The organism is Pseudomonas sp. RL_105y_Pfl2_101 (assembly GCF_963970585.1).
GTDB lineage: Bacteria > Pseudomonadota > Gammaproteobacteria > Pseudomonadales > Pseudomonadaceae > Aquipseudomonas.
The window spans coordinates 25,867-41,650 of sequence record NZ_CAXAPG010000013.1; the positions used below are offsets into that span (position 1 = coordinate 25,867).

At 61.8% G+C, this 15,784-nt stretch carries 14 protein-coding genes and 2 pseudogenes; 6 read left to right on the plus strand and 10 right to left on the minus strand.

Annotation, left to right across the window (positions count from 1 at the left end; all coding sequences use genetic code 11):
- Positions 1-3 precede the first annotated feature (3 nt).
- The 3 genes from imuA to AACY31_RS15865 all read right to left on the minus strand — a co-directional run bounded on the left by imuA (position 4) and on the right by AACY31_RS15865 (position 2,413).
- Positions 4-636 carry a translesion DNA synthesis-associated protein ImuA gene (gene imuA, locus AACY31_RS15855; protein WP_339480155.1) on the minus strand — a complete coding sequence of 211 codons (633 nt, stop codon included), beginning with the start codon at positions 634-636 and terminating at the stop codon, positions 4-6.
- Entirely contained in the window at positions 636-1,253 is a 618-nt protein-coding gene (gene lexA / locus AACY31_RS15860; protein ID WP_339480154.1) for a transcriptional repressor LexA, read from the minus strand. Before lexA ends, imuA begins: the two co-directional genes overlap by 1 nt.
- 275 nt (positions 1,254-1,528) lie before the next feature.
- Positions 1,529-2,413 (minus strand): LysR family transcriptional regulator, encoded by an 885-nt coding sequence (locus AACY31_RS15865; RefSeq protein WP_053123328.1) that lies wholly within the window; start codon positions 2,411-2,413, stop codon positions 1,529-1,531.
- Between the two features lie 131 nt (positions 2,414-2,544).
- Here AACY31_RS15865 and AACY31_RS15870 point away from each other — a divergent pair, with 131 nt between their 5' ends.
- Positions 2,545-4,188: a GMC family oxidoreductase gene (locus tag AACY31_RS15870; RefSeq protein WP_339480150.1), complete on the plus strand. Its 1,644-nt coding sequence runs from the start codon at positions 2,545-2,547 to the stop codon at positions 4,186-4,188.
- A 144-nt stretch (positions 4,189-4,332) separates the two neighbouring features.
- Positions 4,333-5,955 (plus strand): MFS transporter, encoded by a 1,623-nt coding sequence (locus AACY31_RS15875; RefSeq protein WP_339480147.1) that lies wholly within the window; start codon positions 4,333-4,335, stop codon positions 5,953-5,955.
- Between the two features lie 231 nt (positions 5,956-6,186).
- On the opposite strand, the gene AACY31_RS15880 is transcribed toward AACY31_RS15875, so the two are convergent.
- On the minus strand, positions 6,187-6,594 hold the full coding sequence (locus AACY31_RS15880; protein ID WP_339504756.1) for a response regulator: 408 nt from the start codon (positions 6,592-6,594) through the stop codon (positions 6,187-6,189).
- Positions 6,595-6,837: 243 nt separating this feature from the next.
- On the opposite strand from AACY31_RS15880, the gene AACY31_RS15885 reads away from it, so the two are divergent.
- Positions 6,838-8,784: a DNA topoisomerase III gene (locus AACY31_RS15885; RefSeq protein WP_339480144.1), complete on the plus strand. Its 1,947-nt coding sequence runs from the start codon at positions 6,838-6,840 to the stop codon at positions 8,782-8,784.
- Positions 8,785-9,471: 687 nt separating this feature from the next.
- Positions 9,472-9,801 (plus strand): hypothetical protein, encoded by a 330-nt coding sequence (locus AACY31_RS15890; RefSeq protein ID WP_003200138.1) that lies wholly within the window; start codon positions 9,472-9,474, stop codon positions 9,799-9,801.
- Between the two features lie 67 nt (positions 9,802-9,868).
- Here the strand turns inward: AACY31_RS15890 and glsB are convergent, their stop codons facing one another.
- The gene (gene glsB, locus AACY31_RS15895; protein WP_339480142.1) at positions 9,869-10,777 is read right to left on the minus strand and encodes a glutaminase B; all 909 of its coding nucleotides are present in this window, start codon (positions 10,775-10,777) and stop codon (positions 9,869-9,871) included.
- 301 nt (positions 10,778-11,078) lie between these two features.
- On the opposite strand from glsB, the gene AACY31_RS15900 reads away from it, so the two are divergent.
- Complete coding sequence (locus tag AACY31_RS15900; RefSeq protein ID WP_339480140.1) at positions 11,079-11,273, plus strand: hypothetical protein; 195 nt, start codon at positions 11,079-11,081, stop codon at positions 11,271-11,273.
- A 9-nt stretch (positions 11,274-11,282) separates the two neighbouring features.
- Here AACY31_RS15900 and AACY31_RS15905 read toward each other — a convergent pair whose 3' ends face one another.
- The 5 genes and pseudogenes from AACY31_RS15905 to AACY31_RS15930 all read right to left on the minus strand — a co-directional run bounded on the left by AACY31_RS15905 (position 11,283) and on the right by AACY31_RS15930 (position 14,718).
- A complete protein-coding gene (locus AACY31_RS15905) occupies positions 11,283-12,302 on the minus strand; it encodes a hypothetical protein (protein ID WP_339480138.1) in 1,020 nt (339 codons plus the stop codon).
- A 132-nt stretch (positions 12,303-12,434) separates the two neighbouring features.
- A complete protein-coding gene (locus AACY31_RS15910; protein ID WP_339480137.1) occupies positions 12,435-13,364 on the minus strand; it encodes a ZIP family metal transporter in 930 nt (309 codons plus the stop codon).
- Positions 13,365-13,792: 428 nt separating this feature from the next.
- Positions 13,793-13,939 (minus strand): annotated as a pseudogene (locus AACY31_RS28940) (general stress protein); the annotation flags it as partial.
- Positions 13,940-14,170, minus strand: a pseudogene (locus AACY31_RS28945) (general stress protein); the annotation flags it as partial.
- A 275-nt stretch (positions 14,171-14,445) separates the two neighbouring features.
- Positions 14,446-14,718, minus strand: a complete 273-nt coding sequence (locus AACY31_RS15930) for a hypothetical protein (protein ID WP_339480136.1) — start codon at positions 14,716-14,718, stop codon at positions 14,446-14,448.
- A gap of 181 nt (positions 14,719-14,899) precedes the next feature.
- Here AACY31_RS15930 and AACY31_RS15935 point away from each other — a divergent pair, with 181 nt between their 5' ends.
- Positions 14,900-15,739 carry an NAD-dependent protein deacetylase gene (locus AACY31_RS15935; protein WP_339492016.1) on the plus strand — a complete coding sequence of 280 codons (840 nt, stop codon included), beginning with the start codon at positions 14,900-14,902 and terminating at the stop codon, positions 15,737-15,739.
- Positions 15,740-15,784 lie beyond the last annotated feature (45 nt).

Consider the following 15,784-nt stretch of genomic DNA (forward strand, 5'->3'; position numbering starts at 1 on the left):
ACCTCAATGCCCGGTTTGTGGGGCGAGCGTGGCAAAGGCAATCGGCGCCGAACGGGCCAACCCGCCCCGGCACTTGAGCACGCGCAATTGCGCCGGCCGGGTATCGATGGCGATGCGCAGCGCCGCCGGCGACGGGTTGATGGCCTCCTGGATCGAGCGCCAGGCGAACGCCAGGGTCTGGCCGGTTTCCGCTGCCACTTGCAAACGGCGCAATGCCCGGTCATCCGCTTGACGGGGCCAGCACAGCACCGCGCCACAACTGCCCGAACGCAGGCATTGTTCGGTGGCCCACAGGGCATCGCGCTCATCGGCGCGGATCACCGACAACTGTTGCAGGTCGACGCCAGCGTTCTGCCAGGCCTGGGGATAGGGCACGAACGGTGGCGCCACCAGCACGATCCGCTCCCCTGCCGCCGACAGCCGCGCCAGGGTCGGCCACACCAGTTGCAACTCGCCTACGCCCGGCTCGGCGATGAGCAGTTCCGTCAACGCCGCCTCCGGCCAGCCGCCACTGGGCAACGCCGCGTCCAGTGCCCCATGGCCGGTGGGTTGCGGGCTGGCGGCTGGCGGCGCAGGCCGACCCTTCCAGACCTGGCCGCGGTTGAACAGCGTGTCCAGCGCAACGACAGCGCCCATCAGCCTTGCCTCACCAAACCACAGAACACCCCCTCTATCGCCAGGTCCTGGTCGGCCTCGACGATGATCGGCTGGTAGGCCGGGTTGCGCGGCAACAAACGCACCCGCTCGCCAATGCGCTCGAAGCGCTTGATGGTGACTTCACCGTCCAGGCGTGCCACGACAATCTGGCCGTTGGAGGCCTGCGGCGTACGCTGCACACCCACAAGGTCACCGTCGAGAATGCCATCCTCGATCATCGAATCGCCCTGGACCCGCAGCAGGTAATCCGGCGCCTTGGTAAAAATCGCCGGGTCCAGCATCAGTCGGCTGTGGACCTCGGCGTCGGCGCCGATCGGCAGCCCGGCGGCCACTCGCCCCAGCACCGGCACATCCAGCAGCTCGGGCCGTGGTGGCTGGTTCAACAACCGGATACCCCGGGCCTGGTGCGGATTGACTTCGATAAAGCCGGCTTCGGTCAACGCCAGCACATGCTTGCGCGCCACACTGCGGGAGGCAAAACCGAACGCCTCGCTGATTTCAGCGAGGCTGGGAGGCTGGCCCTGACCGGCGATGCGTTCGCGGATGAACGTCAGGATGGCGGTACGGCGGGGAGAGAGAGTCGTCATGGAGTACATTTGTACTCTTCCTGGGTTTTTCTGACAAGCGCCGCCAGTCAGTTCGCAGCTCGGGGCTGCTGCGCTGCCCAGCGGGGCGGTGCGACGTTTCGCTAAATCCCCTCGCCGCAGGCCCATCGTTTGCTTAGCCAACAGCATTCACAGCAGGAACGTATTCAGATGGGGAGCAAGGCTTGCCCACGATGAAGAACCCACGGTCTATCTGGTACCGAGTCGCCTGCTTCGCGGGCAAGCCTTGCTCCCACAGAGCGGCTGACCACAGGGGCATTGCGTGCTCAGGGGAGTAATAACCCTTGCTCGCGTTCGCACAGCTGCACCACGTAATCCCACAGCACCCGCAGTCGTACGGATTTGTGCAGTTCGCGGCGGGTGCTGATCCAGTAGCTGCGGCGGATGGTTTCGTCCGGCAGCAACGGCACCAGCGTCGGATCGCCACTGGCCATGTAGCACGGCAGCACGGCGATCCCCAGACCCGAGCGCGCGGCCTGTTGCTGGGCGATGACACTGGTGCTGTGGAACACCACACGGGGGTTGCGGCAAAAGCTGTTGAGGAACATCAGTTCCTGGCTGAACAGCAGGTCATCGACATAGCCGATCCAGGCGTGGCGGGCCAGGTCCTCGCGGCTGCGCAGCGCTGGCGAGCGGTCCAGGTAGGCCTGGCTGGCGTACAGCGCCAAGCTGTAGTCGGTGAGTTTGCGGGTGACCAGCAGGTCGGCCGCCGGACGTTCGAGGTGAATGCTGATTTCTGCCTCACGGTTGAGGATGCTGACAAATCGCGGCACCGCCACCAATTCCACTTCCAGCCCTGGATAGCGCTGGAACAGCCCGTCCATGCGGCTGGCGAGGAACATGATGCCCAGCCCCTCGGTCACCCCCAGGCGGATCTTGCCCAGGGGTGCACTGGACTGGGTGATGTCCTCCTGGGCCAGCAACGCCACGTTCTCCATGGCTTCGGCGTGCTTGAGCAGCGTCTCGCCGGCCGGGGTCAGTTCATAGCCCTGGGCATGCTGGACAAACAGCGCAGTGCCCAGGCTTTTCTCGATGGCCTCGATGTGCCGGGCCACAGTGGCGTGGGTCGTATTCAGGCGCCGTGCAGCTGTCAGCAGACGCCCGCTGCGTTGCAGCTCCAAGAAATAGCGCAGGTCATTCCAGTCGAACATGAGGCGATCCTTGAACGCGCCTGAAGGCATGGACTGTTTATAAACGCACAGCCGCTGCGCAAAAACTAACATTCTTTTGACGAAAACTAACAACTAGGATGGACCCCACAAAAACAAAAAAGAGGTCGCGAATGCAACCTGTCGTCGATGAATACGATTACGTGATCGTGGGCGCCGGTCCTGCCGGGTGCTTGCTGGCCAATCGGCTTTCGGCCAACCCGCAACACCGGGTGCTGCTGCTCGAAGCCGGCGGGCGCGACAATTATCCGTGGATTCACATCCCGGTCGGCTACCTGTTCTGCATCGGCAACCCGCGCACCGATTGGTGCTTCAAGACCGAAGCACAACCCGGCCTGCAAGGCCGCGCCCTGAGCTATCCCCGCGGCAAAGTCCTGGGTGGTTGCTCCTCCATCAACGGCATGATCTACATGCGCGGTCAGGCGGCGGACTACGACGGCTGGGCCGCCGAGGGCAATTCTGGCTGGGCCTGGGAAGACGTGCTGCCACTGTTCCGCCAGAGCGAAAATCACTTTGCCGGTGCGTCCCAATTCCACGGTGCCAGTGGAGAATGGCGCGTTGAACGCCAGCGCCTGTCATGGCCAATTCTCGATGCGTTCCGCTGCGCCGCCGAGCAGAGCGGCATCCCCAACGTCGACGACTTCAACAGCGGCGACAATGAAGGCTGCGGCTACTTCCAGGTCAACCAGAAAGCCGGAGTGCGCTGGAACGCGGCCAAGGCATTTCTCAAACCGGTTCGCCAACGCAGCAACCTCACGGTGTTGACCGATGTCGAGGTCGACCGCGTGTTGCTGCGTGACGACCGCGCCCACGCCGTCAGCGCGCGCTGGCAAGGCAAGGGCATGACCTTCAAGGCCCGCAAGGAAATCGTCCTGTGTGCCGGCGCCGTTGGCTCGCCGGGCATCCTGCAACGCTCCGGGATCGGCCCGCGCAGCCTGCTGCAACGCCTGGGCATCGGTATGGCGCATGAGCTGCCCGGTGTCGGCGGCAACTTGCAGGACCACCTGCAACTGCGGCTGATCTACCAGTTGGAAAACGCCCGCACCCTGAACCAGATCGCCGGCACCCTGTGGGGCAAGATGGGCATGGGCCTGCGTTACCTGTACGACCGCAGCGGCCCACTGTCCATGGCCCCCAGCCAACTCGGCGCGTTCGCCCGCTCGGGTCCGGAACAGGCCTCGGCCAACCTCGAATACCACGTGCAGCCGTTGTCCCTGGAACGCTTCGGCGAACCGTTGCACAGCTTCCCGGCGTTTACCGCGTCGGTCTGCGACCTGCGTCCGCAAAGCCGTGGCCGGGTGGATATTCGCTCGGCCGACCCGCACGAAGCACCGCTGATCCAACCCAATTACCTGGGCCATCCCGAAGACTTGCGGGTCGCCGCCGACGCCATCCGCCTGACCCGACGCATTGTCGCGGCCCCGGCCCTGAGCGCGTTCAAACCGGTGGAATACCTGCCGGGCTCCAGCCTGCAAACCGAAGAGGAACTGCACCAGGCCGCCGCCCGGATTGGCACGACGATTTTCCATCCGGTCGGCACTTGCCGCATGGGCCAGGATCGCGACGCGGTGGTGGATGCGCAACTGCGTGTCCATGGCATCAAGGGCCTACGCATCGCCGACGCCTCGATCATGCCGCGCATCACCTCGGGCAACACCTGCTCGCCGACGCTGATGATTGCCGAGAAGGCGGCGCAGATGATGCTTGAGGCAGACACAAGAATCACCACCCCCCAAAAGGAGCCGGCCACGGTCTGAAAAACAAGGCCTCCCCTTGTGGGAGCGAGCAAGCCCGCTCCCACAAGGGGAATGTGTTTAAGCAAAGGGAACGTATCAAATCAGGAGACGCCACCCCGGCGTCGCAGTGGAACAACAAAAACAATCACTGTGAGGGATACCGCTATGTCCGAGCATGTTCAGCCCCTGGAAGCCACGCGCAGCGTCGGCACCAGCCAGCAAACCCAGAAAGTCATCTTCGCCTCGTCCCTGGGGACGGTGTTCGAGTGGTACGACTTTTTCCTCTATGGCGCCCTGGCGGCGGTGATCAGCAAGCAGTTCTTTGCCGGGGTCAACGACACCACCGCGTTCATTTTCGCCCTGATGGCGTTCGCCGCCGGTTTCATCGTGCGGCCGTTCGGGGCCCTGGTGTTCGGTCGGTTGGGGGACATGATCGGGCGCAAATACACCTTCCTGGCGACCATCATCCTCATGGGCCTGGCGACGTTCTGCGTCGGCCTGCTACCCAACTACGCCAGCATCGGCATCGCCGCGCCGATCATCCTGGTGGCGTTGCGCATGCTCCAGGGCCTGGCCCTGGGCGGTGAGTACGGTGGCGCAGCAACCTACGTTGCCGAGCATGCGCCGATGGGCAAGCGCGGTTTCCATACCAGCTGGATTCAGTCCACTGCCACCCTCGGGCTGTTGCTGTCGCTACTGGTGGTGCTGGGCTGCCGCTACTTCACCGGTGATCAGTTCGAAGTCTGGGGCTGGCGCATTCCGTTCCTGCTGTCGATCCTGCTGCTGGGCATCTCCACCTGGATTCGCCTGAGCCTGCATGAGTCGCCGGCCTTCCTGAAAATGAAAGAAGAAGGCAAATGCTGCAAGGCGCCGATCCGCGAATCCTTCGGCAAATGGGAGAACCTCAAAGTGGTGCTGATCGCCCTGTTCAGCATCAACGCCGGGCAAGCGGTGACCTTCTACGCCGCGCAGTTCTACGTGCTGTTTTTCCTCACCCAATTCCTGAAGATGGACCCGGCCCTGGCCAACAGCCTGCTGATTGTCAGTGTGGTGATCGGCGCACCGTTCTTCATCTTTTTCGGCTGGCTGTCGGACAAGGTCGGACGCAAACCGGTGCTGATGATCGGCCTGCTGCTGGCGACGGCGCTGTACTTCCCGATCTTCAAGACCCTGGCCCACTACGCCAACCCGGCCATCGACCAGGCGAGCCGGCAGGCACCGATCACCGTGGTCGCCGACCCAGCCACCTGCACCTTCCAGTTCGACCCGGTGGGCAAGGCGCGTTTCGACAGCCCTTGCGACAAGGTCAAGACCTTCCTGGTCAAACAAGGCCTGCCCTACAGCAGCGTCGCCGCTCCGGCTGGCAGTTCCGTGCAGGTCAACATCGGTGACGTGAAAATCGCTGGCTACGACGAAGCCGCCCTGCGCGGCGCCGTAACCCTGGCAGGCTACCCACAACAGGCCGACACCCAGCAGATCAACCGACCAATGATCGTGGCCTTGATCGTGGCGCTGATCATCATCTCGGCGATGTGCTACGGACCGCTGGCGGCGTTGATGGTCGAACTGTTCCCGACCCGCATCCGCTACACCTCCATGTCCCTGCCCTACCACATCGGCAACGGTTGGTTCGGCGGCTTCCTGCCCACCGTGTCGTTTGCCCTGGTGGTCTACACCGGGGATATTTTCTATGGGCTGTGGTACCCGGTGCTGATCACCGGAGTAAGCCTGGTGGTGGGCATGATCTGCCTGCGGGAAACCCGGAACGTGGACCTGGATAAAAACTGAGGTTGGCGCTTGCTCCCGCCGGACCAAGCCCGTAAAGCGACGTAGCATCTACGTAGCATCTACGTAGCAGCTGGTAGGAGCTGTCGAGTGCAACGAGGCTGCGATCTTCCCCCAGACACTTGAATCCCAAGTGAAAGATCAAAAGATCGCAGGCTTCGCCAGCGCCTACAGAGCGCCTACAGAACCCAGAGCCCAGAGCCCCGCGGGCATCAGGTTGCTCAGATCAAACCCTCAGTGGGCCTGGTGACCTTTCACCGTGCTTTCCACCAGGTCCAGCATCTGTCCTAGCGCCCAAGGTTTGGCGATGAACGAAGCGTGGTGCTTGATTCCAGCACTTTCCGGCGTCTCGAAGCCGGACATGATCAGCAGTGGTATCTGCGGCCAGCGATCTCCGGTCAGGTTGGCCAGGTCCGCGCCATCGATCTTGCCGGGCATAGTGATATCGGTGAGCAACAGGTCGACGTAATGGGCGCTCTCTTCAAGAAACGTCAACGCCGCGTCGGCACTTTCCCGAGGCTCCACGACAAACCCTTCGTCCTCGAGGATTTCGCAGAGAAACTCCAGGATGGTTGGATCATCTTCCACAACGAGAATCAAACGCGTAGTCGCCTGGCCGTTGCCATTTGGCATCGAATTCATGAAAGTGACTCTCCTTGACCTCATAAAACCTTCTTTGCGGCAACAACCGCCTTGAAGTTATGAGCAATCCCCCTGCGAGAAATTCACTCTGTGTGCCAACAGGCCGCCGAATGTCATGCCAGAGCCCTCTTGGCAACGCAGCGCAACGCTTTTATCTGTATATCCATACAGATAAAACTTGCCCTGGCGCGCATCCATGACCATGCTACAACCCCATGAGAATCTGCTCAGGAAAAGGGCGCTATGCAGCTGTACCTGTGTGAAAAACCGTCCCAGGCCAAGGACATCGCCGCCGTGCTCGGTGCCACGCGCCGTGGTGACGGGTGCTGGCTTGGCCCTGGTATCACGGTCACCTGGTGCATCGGCCATCTGCTGGAAACCGCCCCGCCCGACGCCTACGACGCGCGCTACAAACGCTGGGTCCTGGCCGACCTGCCCATCGTGCCGGCGCAATGGAAAATGACCGTCAAGCCGAAAACCGCCAGCCAGTACAAGGCGGTCAAGCGCCTGCTGGGGGAAGCGAAGGAATTGGTGATCGCCACCGACGCCGACCGCGAAGGCGAAATGATTGCCCGGGAACTGGTGGAACATTGCCGTTATCGCGGGCCGATCCGGCGGCTGTGGCTCTCGGCCCTGGACGAAGCATCGATCCGCAAGGCCTTGGCCGCCCTCAAGCCGGGGGCCGAAACCTTCAACCTGTATCACTCGGCCCTGGGCCGTTCCCGGGCCGACTGGCTGATCGGCATGAACATGAGTCGCCTGTTCACCCTGCTGGGGCGCCAGTCCGGCTACCAGGGCGTGTTGCCGGTGGGCCGCGTGCAGACACCGACGCTGCGCCTAGTGGTGGACCGCGACCGCAGCATCGCCAACTTCGTGCCGGTCGCCTATTGGGCCATCGACGTGCAGCTAAGCCACGAAGGCACGGCGTTCACCGCCCAGTGGCGCGCCGATCCGGACGCCTGCGACGACCAGGAACGCTGCCTGAACCAGGCCCTGGCCCGGGACGCCGCCCAAGCCATGGGCAACGCCGCCACCGCTCGGACGTTGAAAGTGCGCACCGAACGTCTGCGCGACGCGGCACCGTTACCCTTCGACCTGGGCACACTGCAGGAAGTCTGTTCGAAGAAACTCGGCCTCGGCGCCCAGGAAACCCTGGACATCGCCCAGTCGCTCTACGAAACCTACAAGCTCATCACCTACCCTCGCAGCGATTGCGGTTTCCTGCCCTTGAGCCAGCACAGCGAAGCACCAGCCATCCTGGCCGCCCTCGCCCAGGCCGACCCAAGCCTTGCACCGCTGCGCGAGCACCTGCAACCGCAACGCAAGTCCCGGGCCTGGAACGACGCCAAGGTCAGCGCCCACCACGGCATCATTCCCACCGCCGCCGCCAGGAACCTCGACAAACTCGCCAGCAAGCAGCGCGCGGTCTATACGCTGATTCGCGCGCGGTACCTGGCGCAGTTCCTGCCTAACCACGAATACGACCGGACCCAGGCCGACTTCGACTGTGCCGGCCAGGCGCTGCGTGCCGTGGGCAAGCAGATCGTCGAACCCGGCTGGAAACGCGCCCTGCCCGAAGCGCTGGCACCGGCAAGGGGTCGTGAAGCACCGACGCCGCAGACCCTGCCGGCACTGAGCGAAGGCCGCGATTGCGGCGTGGACAAGGTGACCCCCAAGGACCTGTGGACCCAACCGCCCAAGCCGTTCACTGAAGGCGACCTGATCAAAGCGATGAAGAACGTCGCCAAACTGGTAGAAGATCCGCTGCTCAAGCAAAAGCTCAAGGACACCACCGGCATTGGCACCGAAGCGACCCGGGCCTCGATCATCCAGGGGCTGCTCGACCGCGGTTACCTGGTGAAAAACGGCAAGGCCCTGTCCGCTACCCCTGCGGCCTTCAGCCTGATCGACGCCGTGCCCCGAGCCATCGCCGACCCGGGCACCACCGCAATCTGGGAGCAAGCGCTGGACATGGTGCAAAGCGGGGAAATGAGCCTGGAAGAATTCGTGACCCGGCAAGCCGCCTGGATGAGCAAGCACGTCGCCCGCTGCCAGGGCATGAGCCTGACCATCAGCGGCCCGGCCAGCCCCGCCGGGCGCGGCGCAACGCCGTGGAAAAACAAACGCAAGCCGGCCAAGCGCAAGACTGGCGGTGCACCGCGCAAGGCAAGCAAGGCCAAGGCCACCTGAACAGCGGCTCACCGATAACATGGAACCTGTGGCACGAGGATCTGTGGGAGCAAGGCTTGCCCGCGATAAAGGTCACACGGTCTATCCGGAACCGAGTCGCCTGCCGCGGGCAAGCCTTGCTCCCACAGATAAGTCCCCTCGCCGCAGAGACTGCCCTGTGCGCGCCTTCGACGATTTCTCATACCCAAACCGTTTTGTCCGACAACATGTAGCGACCAAAAATAATCACTACAAAATCGTTGACGCCTCCGATTTGCCCTTGCATGATGCAGACGTCTCCCCGATCGGGAGCACAAGCAACTGTTTGAGCAAGCTCGTCTGACCGCCGAGCTGTTTTTTTGGATAAGGGACTGCCCACAAGGCAGATTGAAGGTGCTGACCTGGCCTGACCGTCCGGTAACAAGGACGAGAAACGTCGGCGAAGATCCTCATGACGCGCGTGGCTCAACCCTCGAAAGTTGACACTGCCTGAAGATTCTTCGCTGTTTCTCGTCGTTGTAACGCTTTTGCGTAGCAGCCCTTCGATAACACTACACAACCGATGCACGACCCCGTCGAAGTTCGACGGATGAGCGCTGACGGCTTGGTTTCGGTGCCAGCCATGCAGGCACTGGGCAGGTACTTACCGAGTAGCGAAGTTTTTGCGAACCACCAGACAGATCAACCAAATGGTCAAGGGGCTTACACATGAATCTGAATAATCAACCATCTATTGATGAACTGGCTCGCATATTCGCCGCACACAAGGACACTCTCGACAGCCATATCCTGTGGATCAGCAAGACTGGCCAGGTGCACATGGACTGCCTGTCGCCCTACACCCGCGAAGACGAGTTCGAAAAGAACACGCAAGAGCTGGGTGCCCGGTTGAAGATGTACCGCCGTGGCCAGGGCTACGTTGGCAAGAAGGCCGCGGCCGACAAAGACTTCATCGGTCGCGTGTTGCAAACGCTGACCCAGGCCTGGCAGTCGATGCAGAACACTTCTGAGGTTAGGGTCATCGACCGCCTCTGCTGATACGTCCTAAACAAAAGGGTCCACGCCTGAATCAGGAGCGGGCCCTTTTTGTTTGTGAGACAAGCCCCTAGAACACCGACCAGCCGATCCGCTGGCTCATCAGTTCCAGCGCTGCCATGCCGGCCAGTGAGTTGCCGGCGACGTTGAGTTCAGGCGACCAGACGCACACCGTGAAGCGCCCCGGCACCACGGCGACAATCCCCCCACCGACACCACTCTTGCCCGGCAGGCCGACGCGATAAGCGAAATTGCCAGCCTCATCGTACAAGCCGCTGGTGGCCATGATGGAGTTAACCTGCTGGGTTTGCCGGGCGGTGAGGATCTGTTCGCCGCTGTGCTTGCAGAACCCGTCATTGGCCAGGAAGCAGAACGCCCGCGCCAGGTCGACACAGCTCATCCGCAGGGCGCAGTGGCTGAAATAACTGCGCAGTACCGCTTCCACATCGTTATGGAAATTGCCGAACGATTGCATCAGGTACGCCATCGCCGCGTTGCGGGCGCGGTGCTGGTATTCCGATTCGGCAACCTTGCCGTCCACCATTACCTGTGGGTTACCCGACAGACGGCGTACGAAATCGCGCATCGACAAGGCCGGTGCGGCGAAACGCGATTGGTTGATATCGCAGATCACCAACGCGCCGGCATTGATGAACGGATTGCGTGGTCGACCACGTTCGAATTCCAGTTGCACCAGGGAATTGAACGGTTGGCCGGACGGCTCATGGCCCAGGCGCTCCCAAATCACTTCGCCAGAATGCCCGATGGCCTGCACCAGGCTGAACACCTTGGAAATACTCTGCACCGAAAACGCTGTTTCGGCGTCGCCGGCGCAATACAACTCGCCGTCGTTGCCATACACGGCAATACCCAACTGGTTGGGCGCCACAGTGCCCAGGGCCGGAATGTAGTCGGCCACCTTGCCCTGACCAATCAGGGGGCGAACCGCATCGAGGATCTCGTTCAACAGTGCTTGCATATGCGCGGGGTCCAGTCATTCCCCGTTCGAGTGCGGGGATACAGACGCTAGACGCTGTTGGGCGGGGTCAGAGCACACTGATTATCAAGCTTCAGGCGCACAACCCTGTGGCGAGGGTGCTGTGGGAGCAGACTTTGTGGGAGCAAGGCTTGCCCGCGATGAAGATCACACGGTCTATCTGGAGCCGAGTCGCCTGCTTCGCGGGCAAGCCTTGCTCCCACAGGAAGCGAGCGTTTTCACTGGCGCCTGTCATTAAATCGGGCGGTCTATAGTTCAAAGGATCAATCGGCAGGAGTAGACGATGCGCCAGATCATGCAAAAAGAACCCTGGTGGGCCTCACCACCCAAGCCTGGGCAGGATGAAAGCGAGCTCGAATGGGGCTGGCTGGTGATCTACAGCGAAGGCGAGCCGCGCTTCGAGTTCATCAAGGAACGCCCATCGAACGAGCAGATCCGCCATCGCAAGGGTTGTCGTATCACCCTCGGATCAGAATGAGCCAGCCCGTCACGGCTTGATGTCCGGCAATGCCACCGCTCGATTGGCCAGGTCCGCCTCCACCAGGTTGCCTTCTATTTCCTCGTCCAGGTAGTACATCGGTGCCATCACCCCGCTGAGGGGGTGCTTGAGCGACTTGAACCACGCCTCATCGAACGCTGCGCTCAGGCTTTTGCGGATCTGCGCCTCCATTTCGGGCCGCTCGCCCTCGTGGATGATCGCGCGAATACCGGCCACGCCCACCGAAATCAACGCTCCGGCCGCCTTCCCAGCCAAGGCCGCCGCCGCACCGGTCGCCCCACGCGTGGCAAATTGCGCCTCGATTTTTTCGCTGGTGCGTTGCGCCACCGTTGCGATCACCGCCTCTGAGGGCCCGGCACCTGTGGCAGCAGCCTTGTTGACATGATCGATCAGGGCCGCATAAGCCGGCAGTGTGTTCAGCGGTTCGGTGTGGATCATCTCGTACAACGAAGCGTTACGCGCCGCTGGCGGCCCCAGGTTGATGGCAGCAATGCCGTGCAGGCGCCGGTTCATCAGATCGTTCGGGATTCGATGCCGCAGGGCGATGACCTGGACCTGCTGATTGAGCTGGCGTATGTAGTAGTCCGTCGCCGCCGCCCTGATCGCCTCGGGATCAATTTCCACTGCCACCGGCTCCAGTACCTGCTCGCGATACTGTTCTTGCAGGTAAACCGCCAGGCGCCGGGCTGGGGAATCCTCCTCAGCCTTGGCACTGGCGGCATACCAGCTGACCTTCACCGCCAGCCATTCCTGGGTCCAATAACTGCTGAACCAGGGAATGAACTCAGCCTCGGTGCGTTCATAGACCAACACACGCCAATGTTCCATCGACCCGTGGGCGTAGAGTCCGGCCTGTCCGATAGCGCTTTTCGATGCGGCGATGATCTGCTGGTCCACCTGTCGCCAAATGGCCTGGTCAATCGTCACCGTGGCAGCCTGTTGAGCGCGCTGTGACGTGGCGCACCCCGCCAGAACGAGCACAACGGCCAACACCAGCGAACGCAGCACGATCGCGCCACCCCGGATTCAGGTCACCCACGGAGTTGAGTATAGGTCGCGAGTTACGGGAGACCTGGCCTAAACACCAAACCAATGTGGGAGCTCCCACAGGATCTAATCCAACAGGTATTTGACAAGCCTTCAACCCAACGCCGTGTCGAGAAACATCATCACCGCAAACCCCATCATCAACCCCAGGGTGGCCGGGGTTTCATGGCCATTGCGATGGGTCTCGGGGATCACCTCGTGGGACACCACGAAGATCATCGCCCCCGCCGCCAACCCCAGGCTGATGGGGTACGCGACGGCGACGCCCGACGACATGCCCAGGCCGATCATCGCACCCAGTGGTTCCATCAACCCCGAGCCAACCGCGATAAGCGCGGCACGCAAGGCGCTGATACCGGTGACTCGCAGCGCCATGGCAATGGCCAGGCCTTCAGGGATGTCCTGGATGGCGATGGCGGTGGTCAGGGGCAGGCCGACCTTGAAGTCACCGTCGGCAAAACTGACGCCGATGGCCATGCCCTCCGGCAAATTGTGCAAGGTGATGGCAAGCACGAACAGCCAGACACGATTGATGCGCTCGGCCTGGGGCCCACGCCGGCCACTGAGTTCGTGCTCGTGCGGCACGAAACGGTCCAAGCCGATCATCAGGGCGACGCCCAAGCCCAGGCCCACCACGACGACAAACGCGGCGAGCAACTGATTGCCACAGATGACCTGTGCCGCTTCGATGCCCGGCAGGATCAATGAGAACGAACTGGCGGCAAGCATCATACCGGCGGCAAAACCGAGCATGATGTCCTGGGTACGCGAGGCAATATCGCGCAGCACCACCGCCATCAACGCCCCCAGGGCGGTGGCGGCAAAGCCCGAGGCACCGCCCAACACCGCATAGCCCAGGTTCTGACGGTCGGCACCGACCAGGGCGTTGTAGCCGCTGTAGAGCAGCAATGCAGTCACCACCGCCAGCCCGAGCCAGAAGGTTACCCCCAGCAACAGGTTGTCTTGCACGGGGTTGAGCCAGGTGCGCCAGGGGGATCGGATCCGGGAGGTGGGTTGGTCCATCGAATGTCCTTATTGGTCTTGGCCGTGGTATGGCTGATCGTTCCGGAAACGATCAGACGGATATCAGGTAAAGAGTTGCCGCTTCGCCGTTTTTTACAGTTTGTCACCTTGCATCCCCGAACCCAAGTCGGCGCCCGTAGAGGATTGCACGTTGCCTGCGCTTTCGAACCTGATTAACCCTATCAATCAAAATACAGGTCATGAGGACGCTGCCGCTGACAGCCCCACAAACACCAGAAGAAGTAATAGGATCTATTTTCTATTCAATAAACGAGACGAACGCTAATTGACTCAACAACTAGCGAACATCTCTCAATGAATAGAGCGAAAGGACTGTGAACCTGACACTCGTTCAAGCGCGGCAAAACAGTTACATAAACCAATGGGCCCCCATGCCATGGACAGGAGGCTCGCCATGTCACCGGGCATTATGTATCACGGCCGCCGGCGCGGCTGTTCTCACCGCCTTTTCTACCCGCTGCGGAGGCTTTCTCCCGGTCGTTGGCAAAGTTGCCGCCCGACGCCTGGCCACCTTTGCGGCCGGCTTCCGAAGCCCGCCCAGGGTCATTGGCAAAATTACCGCCCGAGGCCTGTCCGCCTTTGCGCCCGGCCTCTGCGGCACGCCCAGGGTCGTTGGCAAAATTACCACCCGATGCCTGCCCTCCCTTGCGCCCGGCCTCGGATGCACGCTCAGGATTATTGGCGAAGTTACCACCTGATGCATGGCCACCCTTTTTCCCGGCTGCCGATGCCTTTTCACGATCGTTAGCGAAATTGCCGGGATTGTTATTTCCTGTGTTAGCCATTTCATTCACCTCGTTTAGTTGATATCAACGAACCTTGCTGACTCGCCTTATTCGGAAAACATGACGCCACCAAGGTTTTAAGAGAAACCTGCAACGGCGACGAGTGGTCAATGTCGTTATTCATATCCCCGCCGCCTCGGCCTTTATTGCAACCGGCTATTGAACAGACAGTGACTGATGAGCAGCCCTGAACCCTGAAACCTCATCCAGCGAAAAATCCTGCGGGAAAAGCCAGGTAACGACGCCAGCCCATTGCAGCGGTCTCGAAGGCGCCGTCAGGAAGAGCCCACCAGCAACTGGACCTCAAGGTTGGCCGTCGCCACACCGTGGTTTGCCACATACACATCGGCGGTCCAGCCCTTGGTCTGGTTGTGATAGGACTGAGTGCCCAAGGCCGTGCCGCTTTCCCACTTCAGGATGTCGCCAATATCGATGTCATTGGCCGAACGCAGGGCTAGCACGGTATGGCCGTGCTCCTGTGCCACGTACACACCCACCATTGCGCTCTGTCGATTGATGGCCCGTACTTCACCGATGGTCTGCTTCATACGCCTCCTCTGCGACAGGTTCAGAGCGACCGAAACAACCCGGTTGCTCTTTCGCATATAAGTGTGGAGGCCCCACCTACAAGGAAAGTTTGCCGCACAGCGTCACTGGGCGACGAAAGGCGTGACGCAGGCCCCGTTCCCGACGGTGCTACCCTCAACGAATCCACACGGAGAAACACCCATGCCGGACGACTTCCACCGCGAGCCGCTCGATCAGTTGCAGGCGTACATGGCCGGACGCCGTTTCCTGGTGCTCACGGGGGCCGGCATCAGCACCCCTTCGGGCATCCCCGACTACCGCGACAGCGACGGTGTACGCCGGGGTCGACAGCCGATGATGTACCAGGAGTTCCTCGCCCAGGCCGAGGCACGACGGCGCTATTGGGCGCGGGCGATGTTGGGCTGGCCACGCGTGCGGCAGGCCAGGCCGAACGCGGCTCATGAGGCCTTGGCCACGTTGCAGGCACGGCAACGCATCACCGGCCTGATCACCCAGAATGTCGACACGCTGCATGACCAGGCCGGCAGCCAGGACGTTATCGAACTGCACGGCAGCCTGCATCGCGTGCTGTGCCTGGATTGCGGCCAGCGCAGCGAACGACAGCAGATTCAGCAGTTGATGGAAACCGAAAACCCTTACCTGGCTGGTGTTGATGCGGCACAAGCGCCCGATGGCGACACTCTGCTCGACCCGGCCTTCGAGGCGCGCTTCCAGGTACCCCGCTGCCGTCACTGCGACGGCGAGCGGTTGAAACCTGATGTGGTGTTTTTCGGCGAGAACGTCGCCCCCCCCACCGCGACCCGCGCCCTGCAAGCCGTCGAGCGGGCAGACGGTCTGCTGGTGGTGGGCTCGTCGCTGATGGCGTATTCGGCGTTTCGCCTGTGCCGGGCCATCAAGGACCAGGGCAAGCCGCTGCTGGCGATCAACCGGGGCAAGACCCGGGCCGATGAGCTGCTGGACCTCAAGCTGGAAGAGCCGTGTGAACAATTACTGCCGTTGCTGACACAACACCCGTTCTAACCACACTACCACTCTCCCCTGTGGGAGCGAGCCTGCTCGCGATAG

Bases quoted from the DNA above. Each gene is read 5' to 3' on its own strand.
- imuA (WP_339480155.1), bottom strand. From the start codon at position 636: ATGGGCGCTGTCGTTGCGCTGGACACGCTGTTCAACCGCGGCCAGGTC.
- lexA (WP_339480154.1), bottom strand. From the start codon at position 1,253: ATGTACTCCATGACGACTCTCTCTCCCCGCCGTACCGCCATCCTGACG.
- AACY31_RS15865 (WP_053123328.1), bottom strand. From the start codon at position 2,413: ATGTTCGACTGGAATGACCTGCGCTATTTCTTGGAGCTGCAACGCAGC.
- AACY31_RS15870 (WP_339480150.1), top strand. From the start codon at position 2,545: ATGCAACCTGTCGTCGATGAATACGATTACGTGATCGTGGGCGCCGGT.
- AACY31_RS15875 (WP_339480147.1), top strand. From the start codon at position 4,333: ATGTCCGAGCATGTTCAGCCCCTGGAAGCCACGCGCAGCGTCGGCACC.
- AACY31_RS15880 (WP_339504756.1), bottom strand. From the start codon at position 6,594: ATGAATTCGATGCCAAATGGCAACGGCCAGGCGACTACGCGTTTGATT.
- AACY31_RS15885 (WP_339480144.1), top strand. From the start codon at position 6,838: ATGCAGCTGTACCTGTGTGAAAAACCGTCCCAGGCCAAGGACATCGCC.
- AACY31_RS15890 (WP_003200138.1), top strand. From the start codon at position 9,472: ATGAATCTGAATAATCAACCATCTATTGATGAACTGGCTCGCATATTC.
- glsB (WP_339480142.1), bottom strand. From the start codon at position 10,777: ATGCAAGCACTGTTGAACGAGATCCTCGATGCGGTTCGCCCCCTGATT.
- AACY31_RS15900 (WP_339480140.1), top strand. From the start codon at position 11,079: ATGCGCCAGATCATGCAAAAAGAACCCTGGTGGGCCTCACCACCCAAG.
- AACY31_RS15910 (WP_339480137.1), bottom strand. From the start codon at position 13,364: ATGGACCAACCCACCTCCCGGATCCGATCCCCCTGGCGCACCTGGCTC.
- AACY31_RS15930 (WP_339480136.1), bottom strand. From the start codon at position 14,718: ATGAAGCAGACCATCGGTGAAGTACGGGCCATCAATCGACAGAGCGCA.
- AACY31_RS15935 (WP_339492016.1), top strand. From the start codon at position 14,900: ATGCCGGACGACTTCCACCGCGAGCCGCTCGATCAGTTGCAGGCGTAC.